Genomic DNA, 6338 nt, shown 5'->3' with positions numbered 1-6338 from the left:
GAATTTTTCCTGTGCGGTCCAACAGTCCTCGTTCGCCCTTGGTCCGAGGTCAACTCTATGGTATCCTGATGTCGGCTTTGGTGCATTTCGTCCCCTCCTGGTAAGGATTTTGGGAACAATTATACGCCAAAGCCCTTACTTTTCTCAAGTACTGGTATTAAATTTTCTTTAAATCTCACCTTCACGGGTAAACGGGCTTATCCTCCCATCCCCCAGCTTTAGAAAGCGCTCATATTCCCCCTGAGTGTAGTTTATTAAAACGTTCTGTAATCAACTCTCCGCCGTCCGAGAGTATGACAAGGGGACGCGGAAATACCTTCCTCTCAGATCTCTGCTACACTTAACGATAATATAAGCGGTGGGAGTTAATATAGGATCAATCTCCGTCCCAGAATCCCCTCAATAATCTGCTCCTCTTGGGATGTCTGAGCTTGTTGAGCGCCTTCGCCTCTATCTGACGTACCCGCTCTCTCGTCACCTTGAACATCGCCCCTACCTCCTCAAGCGTTCTGGGATATCCGTCCTCCAGACCGAACCGCAGGCATATCACCATTCTCTCCCTGGGTGTCAGCATGTTCAGCACCTCCTCTATCCTCTCGCGTAACATCCTGAAGGTAGCCTCGCTGATCGGCGAAGGCGATTTCCTGTCCTCTATCAGATCTATAAGCTGCGTCTCGTCATCCTTGCCTATGGGGGTTTCAAGGGGGATTGGATCCTGCATTACCCTCAGGATCTCATTAACCTTAGAGACGGGGATCTTCATCTCCCTTGCCAGCTCCTCGGGAGATGGGTCCCTGCCGAGGGATTGAACGAGCCGTCTGGAGACCTTCGCCATCCTGTTTATCGTCTCGATCATATGCACGGGGATTCGAACGGTTCGAGACTGATCGGCTATCGCCCTTGTTATCGCCTGTCTTATCCACCACGTGGCGTAGGTGCTGAACTTATATCCCCGCCTATAGTCGAACCTATCGACGGCCTTCATCAGCCCGATGTTGCCCTCCTGCACCAGATCGAGGAAGGTCAATCCCTGAGTTCGGCCCAGATATCTCCTCGCGATACTCACTACGAGGCGAAGGTTCGACTCGACGATTCTGGTCTTGGCCTTTCCGGCGATCTCCTCTCCATTTTTAATCCTCTCCAGAATGGAGCGGAGCTTATCATATGGGATTCCGACTCTCCGTTCGAAGGAGTCGACGCGCCGCAGAAGTCGGATTAACCTTCTCCCATATCTCATCAGCTCGTCCCTTCTCGTCCGTTCGTCACCGGAGTTCCAGGTGTAGTTCTCGACCGCTCGGCATATCTCCTCTGCCTTGAGGTTTAAGGATCGTTCCACGCTGAAGATCTGCTCCTGGATCTTCTCCATCCTATCGGCGATGTCCTTAACTCTATCCGTTATCTCCCTCAGGGCCTCTCTGCTTATATGAGTTCGTATCAGGATGGATCTCACTTTCTCATCATCACCGCCGACCTTCTGAAGGAGATCAAGCAGTCTTCGTGCGATCCTGGCCAACCTGGTCTCCTTCTCCCCGCCTCTGGCCTGCACGGGAAAGGAGAGCACGTCGGAGGGTTGTCTTCGATTTCTCACGGCATCTACCAACATCAGCCTGAAGGCCGTCACGGCCATAGGCACCTCAAAGATCGCTTCCTGGATGATCCTCTCGCCTTCCTCAATCTCTCTGGAGAGCTTCACCTCCTCCTCCCTCGTCAGAAGCGGTCTTCTGGCTATCTCGCGAAGATACATCTTAGCGGGATCATCCACCTCGCCCTCTTCCTCCTCCATCACCTCTTCCTCGCCATCCAGTTCGAGGCTATATGGCATATCGTCGAGTATCTCGATGTTAAGGCTTTCAAGGGTTAGGATCAGGTCTGTTATCTCCTCCGCTGAGATAAGCTCATCCGGCAATGCATCCGCTATCTCGGAGCAGGTGAGAAATCCTTTCTCCCTGCCAAGGCTTATCAGCGTATCATCGATTTTGCTCTTATCCATGGTTTACTCCTTTCTCAGGGAGGAAAGCTTCATCAGTTCCCTGAGCAAAGCGAGTTCATCCTGGTCATTCGCTTCTGATTTCACCCTCTCCTCCATCTCACGGATATTGAACCCTCTTATCTTTTCAAGGCATCCCTCGATGGCGGCGGCGACGTCGAACTCATCGCCTATTCTCTCGTGCGCCTCTATGAGGAGACCGGATATCACCCCCCTGAGCCTTTCATCATCGCATGAATCTATGATCTCCCGAACATCTACCCTGCCGACGGCATCAAACTCCTTCCAAAGCATCGAGATGATCTTGGAATAGGTTTTATTCGAAAGGTCTCTCGGGCTGAACTTCGGCCTGACCGCTTCGATGAGGTCCGGCCGATATAGGAGGTATCTAAGCAGTTGTCTTTCGATCTTCATCCTCGGCGAGATGCGAACCGTTTTGTATGCCCTATGCGGGATGATCCTTCTAACGGAGAGTCTAACCCCTCGTCTTTTCAGTTCTGCTCTTATGGCTCCCTCGGCCAGGTCCAGCTCAAGTGCGATCCTCTTGACGTATTCGCTCAGCTCAATCTGGCTTTTAATGTGTGAAATCATATCGACCAGCTCCTTTGCCACCTCCATCTTTACCTCCATCTTATGGATATCTCCCCGCTTGGAGGCAAGTTTCAGGCGGAACTCTATCAGATCATCCGCGTTCTCCACGTATCTCTTGAACTGTTCTCCGCCGTTTGACCTGACGAAGGTATCCGGGTCCATTCCTTCAGGGAGGACAGCCACTCTGACGCGTAACCCCTCCTTCAAGAGGAGGGTCAGCCCTCTGGCTGCGGCGTTTAATCCGGCCTCGTCGCTGTCGTATACTATGACGACCTCATCGGCGTATCGTTTCAAAAGGGCCGTCTGATCCTCGGTGAGGGATGTGCCTGATGAGGCGACGATGTTTCTGACGCCGAACTGATATGGGATCACCACATCCATATATCCCTCCACCAACACGGCCCTTCTGGACCGGCGGATATGATCTTTCGCGAGATGGAGGTTATAGAGCAGTTTGCCTTTATGGAAGAGCGAGGTTTCGGGCGTGTTGATGTATTTCGGCTCGGAGCCATCGAGCGATCTGCCGCTGAATCCCACCACCTTGCCCTGGTGGTCGAAGATGGGAAAGATGATACGGTTTCTGAAGTAATCGTAAAGGTTAGTCCCGTCTCTGCTTTCGGCGGCGATGCCGGCCTTCACAAGGTCATCGGCCTTCAGCCCCGCCTTTGAAGCGGCCTCCAGCAGGTTCCGCCATCCCTGAGGGGCATAGCCGAGTTTGAAGACCCTTATGCTCTCATCCTTAACCCCTCTCTCCCTAAGATATCTCAACGCCGCTCTGTTTTCAGGTTTAAAGATCTGATTGTGATAGAACTTAAGAGCGAACTGAAGTGCATCCCATAATCTGTCTCGATCCGGGACGGCTTCGATCTGGGGAAGCCCCGGCAACGATATCCCCGCCCGCTGTGCAAGCTTGCGCAGGGCCTCGCCATAGCTGATCCCCTCATACCGCATCACGAAGTGGATCACCGTCCCACCGACGCCACACCCGAAACAATAGAAGAGCTGCGAGTCAGGTGATATCGAAAGGGATGGGGTTTTATCGTCATGGAAGGGACAAAGCGCCTTATAACCTCTCCCGGCGGGCTTAAGCTGGATGCCGTATTCGGAGATCACCTCAACTATGTCGTTTTTGAGGCGAACCTGTTCAGAGAGGTTCATCTTCCCCCTCCGGGTCAGTCCGTTTCAAGCGTCACCACCGTAACGCCATCCCCTCCTTCAGGAGGGTTCCCATACCTGAAGGATCTGACATGTGGATGATCCGACAGCAAATCCCTCACGGCCTTCTTTAACGCTCCGGTTCCCCTGCCATGTATCACCCTGACGCGTTCTAGTCCTGCGAGGAAAGCGTCATCGAGGTATTTATCCAGCTTCCTCCTGGCCTCATCGGTCGTACATCCGATCAAGTTGATCTGAGGGCTGATCGAGGCTCGTTTGGTAAGCCTTATCTGGAGAAGCTGCGGAGAGGTGAGCTTCACCTCCTCCCCCGGCTCCAGCCGTTCGATATCGGAGATCGGCACGGTAAGCTCCACACCGCCAACCTGTATCGATGCTTTCCCCTTATCATCTCTGACTCTCACGATTTTACCGGCAGCATCGAGCGATTTGATCCTGACAAGCTCTCCGGGAGTATAGATTCCACTTTTCCGCTCCCCCACCTCATCCTTTTGGAGGCTTCTTCTCAGGTTTTCAATCGCCTCATGTGCCCTCTTAATGCTCTCTTTGGAAGCCTGTTCCCGTCTTATCTCCTCAACTGTTCTTTCTATGGTTTTACGGGCGCCGGAGATGATTCTCCTCGCCTCTTCCTCGGCCGAGCGGATGATCTCCTCCCTTTCCCGCTTTATCTGATCTAGCATCTCCTCGAATCTCTTTGCCCTCTCCTCGGCTTCAGAGAGCCTTTCGGCGATCATCCTCCTATCGCGCTCTAGCTCCCTTCTCGCCTGCTCCATATCGGCCAACATCTCCTCGACGGCCACCGCTTCGCCTCCCATATATACCTTTGCCTTCTCCAATATCTCCTGAGGCATGCCGAGCTTTTGGGCGATCTTCAAGGCATTGCTGCTTCCTGGAACCCCTACCAGAAGTCTGTATGTAGGTTTAAGCGTTTGGGGATCGAACTCGACCGAGGCGTTCTCCATGCCGGGTTGGTTATGGGCATGGACTTTAAGCTGGCTATGATGCGTAGTTGCGATCGTCCTGGCGCCCGTGGAATGGAGGTGGTCGAGGATCGCCATTCCCAGCGCCGCTCCCTCGGCCGGATCAGTCCCCGCACCCAGTTCGTCTAGGAGTATCAATGAGTTCGGATCGGCCTCACGGATGATCTCTATGATCTTGGAGATATGCGAGGAGAAGGTGCTCAGGTTCTGCTCGATACTTTGCTCATCACCGATATCGGCGAAGATCCTGCTCCACAGCGCCACCTTACTCCTTTCGGCCGCCGGTATGAGGAGACCGCTCAACGCCATCAGGCTCAAGAGGCCTATCGTTTTGAGGGCAACGGTCTTACCTCCCGTGTTGGGACCGGTTATCACGAGCGTGGTGAACTCATAGCCGATATGGACATCTATCGGAACGACCCTATCAGGGGTTAGGGGACCGAAATTCGATCCGGAACGGCTTCGTATGGAGTGCTCGAGTATCGGATGCCTCACCCTCCTCAGATCTAGCACCCCTTCAGTGTTGATCTCCGGTTCATGGCAATCATAATCGATGCTGAAAAGCGCCTTGGCGTTTATAAAGTCCAGCTCACCTAGGATCTCCACGGCCGCCGATAGATCCTCCACAACCCCTCTCATCTCATCCGATAGCTCCAGCAGTATCCTTCTTATCTCCCTCTCCTCCTCGGCGGCGAGCTGATGAAGGGCGTTGTTCAGATCGACCACGGAGATCGGTTCCAAAAAGAGGGTAGCGCCACTTGAGGAGACCCCCTGGACTACGCCCTGGATTACCCCTTTGAACTCTTGCTTGATGGGGATAACATATCTATTGTTGCGAATCGTAACGATCCTCTCCTGAATCGCCTGCTGGTAATGGGGTGAATTGAGGATCGCCTCAAGCCTCCGCTGCAGCTCGTCCCTTGCTCTGGACATATTTCTTCTTATCCGCCTCAGCTCCGGCGACGCGCCCTCCAAGATCTCACCCTCTGGCGAGATCCTGGAGGAGATAGCATGAACGATGCGGGAGAGATTTGGGAGGTTAGAGGCCATCTTCTTCAGATGGGGTGCTATCTCGCTCTTGACCTCCTTGAAGAACCTCCTCACCTTCTCATTCACCTCGGCGAGGTTAAGAAGGGCGAGGAAATCATAGGGATCGAGGATAGATCCGGAGATCCTGAGCCTTACCAGCAGTGGTCTGACATCGGAGAGACCCTCCAGGGGCAATTTCCCAAAGGCGAGGATTACCCTTTTAGCCTCAGCACATAAGGTGAGCTGTTCCTTTATCTCCTCCAGCTTATCTAGGGGACGCAGTTCCGCCACACGGACTCTACCCAAATCGGAGAGAGCATAGGACAGAATGATCTCCTTCAGCTTATCGAATTCGAGCGTCCTCTCTAAATCCATCCCCCTCAACCCATCTCCCTTCATGAGCATGCTATATTATAGCACACCTTTCCCCGACATTTCAAACGCTGTATTCCCTTCGGGTGTATGAAAATTTTGTAGGTAAGAGGGAGTAGACAAAGAGGCTAGATGAATATAAAATAACCTCCAAACTCAAAAGAGCCTGGAGGTGAAAAGATGAATAAAGATTTTGTATCACTTAT

General features: G+C 52.9%; 3 protein-coding genes. All 3 read right to left on the bottom strand.

All coding sequences use genetic code 11. The features are described from left to right. Positions 1–376 precede the first annotated feature (376 nt). The 3 genes from rpoD to J7M22_08535 are packed head-to-tail and all read right to left on the bottom strand — an operon-like array spanning position 377 to position 6135. Positions 377–1990, bottom strand: a complete 1614-nt coding sequence (gene rpoD / locus J7M22_08545) for an RNA polymerase sigma factor RpoD (GenBank protein ID MCD6506658.1) — start codon at positions 1988–1990, stop codon at positions 377–379. A gap of 3 nt (positions 1991–1993) precedes the next feature. After that, positions 1994–3736, bottom strand: coding sequence for a DNA primase (locus J7M22_08540; protein MCD6506657.1), 1743 nt, complete (start codon positions 3734–3736; stop codon positions 1994–1996). 14 nt (positions 3737–3750) lie between these two features. Further along, positions 3751–6135, bottom strand: coding sequence for an endonuclease MutS2 (locus J7M22_08535; GenBank protein ID MCD6506656.1), 2385 nt, complete (start codon positions 6133–6135; stop codon positions 3751–3753). Between the last annotated feature and the right edge of the window lie 203 nt (positions 6136–6338).

The organism is Candidatus Poribacteria bacterium (genome assembly GCA_021162805.1).
Classification (GTDB): Bacteria; Poribacteria; WGA-4E; order B28-G17; family B28-G17; genus JAGGXZ01.
The sequence above is the reverse complement of the archived record's forward strand: the minus strand, read 5'-3'. Positions and strand labels throughout refer to the sequence as shown.